Source organism: Cellulomonas citrea, assembly GCF_009829685.1.
In the GTDB taxonomy this organism is placed as follows: Bacteria; Actinomycetota; Actinomycetes; order Actinomycetales; family Cellulomonadaceae; genus Cellulomonas; species Cellulomonas citrea.
On the sequence record NZ_VWSD01000289.1, the window covers coordinates 1 to 1363 of the forward strand.

Genomic DNA, 1363 nt, shown 5'->3' on the forward strand with positions numbered 1-1363 from the left:
GCTCGCCGGACGCTGCCCACGGGGCCCGCCGGGACGTCCATCGGACGAACGCTCCGCACCACCAGCGGCGCCGCGCCACTGCGAACCCGCACCATCCCCCTCGGGACGCGACCGCCACGGCCGGTCACCGGTCGGGCGACCGCCCGGCGAACGCTCACCACCGGGTCGACCGGACGTCGGTCGCTCACCGCTCACGCGCCCAGCACCCGGTCGCTCACCACGCACCTGATCGCGCTCGCCCCGGTCACCGCGGCTCCACTCCGCACGCGCCTGGCCGCCGCCCACCTCGCCAGCGCGGCCCCTGCCTGCGAATCCCCGGCCCGCGGCGGCACCGCTTCCGCGGCCCTCGCCGCCACCCTGGGGACCGCGGGACCAGTCGCCACGTGCACGGTCACCGCTCGACCTCGACGCACGGGCATCGCCCGAGCCCGCCCCGGTGCGCTCCCGTCCAGCCCCCGAAGGACTGCTCCCTGAGCGTCCTGCGGCGCCGGACCAACGGCTGCCGCCCGCACCGCCCGTACTCGAGCCGCCCTGGGGGCGGTCGCCCTCCGTCGGACGCCCCCCGCCCGACCAGCCGCGCTGTCCACCCGACGTGCTCCGTTGTGCACCGGACGTGCTCCGCTGCCCACCGGAACCGGACCAGGAGCCAGCGCCTGACGCCGTCGGACGCCCGCCACCCGCATCGCCGCGTGCCCCGCCCCCGGTACGCGCACCAGAGGATGTGTCCGGACGCCGGTCGCGCCCGTCGCGCGACCACTGCGCGCCAGCGCTGCCCGAACCCGCACGTGCCGGTCCTCCTGATCGCGCGCCGCCGCGCGGAGCGCCGCCACCGACCCCGCGACCACTGCCCCCCGAACTCGGGCGCGACGGGCTACGGCCGGATCCGGACGCGGCGGAGCGATCCTTGTCGCCCCGCTCGTTGCTCTGGTCGTCTCTGTTCACGTGTGTGTCGCTCCTCGATGGTCGTGCCACAGTCTCCCAGACCTCGGCCCACACGCCGAAGTGCCAGGGCATCCCGGCTCGGGCCTGCACCCCACATCCGCGCCCGCCAGCCCGCTGGCGCAGCGCCCGCCCCGACGGCAACGCCTGCCCCGCTCGTCCTGGGCCAGACGCAGAAGCGCACCGCCGGCGCGCGCCGAGATCGACGCACGCCCGTGAATCACCGACGAAGGCGAAGGCGATAGCGGCAGGGATGTGCCGGGTCGGAGTCCGGCAATGTGGTCACCGCTGTGGGCAGAAATGCCGAGAGCCCTTCGCGTGTGCGAAGGGCTCTCGGTGAATGGTGTTCGGCGGCGTCCTACTCTCCCACACCCTGGCGGGTGCAGTACCATCGGCGCTGAAGGGCTTAGCTTCCGGGTTCGGG

General features: G+C 75.3%; 1 rRNA gene. It reads right to left on the bottom strand.

From position 1 onward, the window contains the following. Nucleotides 1-1284: 1284 nt before the first annotated feature. Nucleotides 1285-1363, bottom strand: a 5S ribosomal RNA gene (gene rrf / locus F2B26_RS17780); the annotation flags it as partial.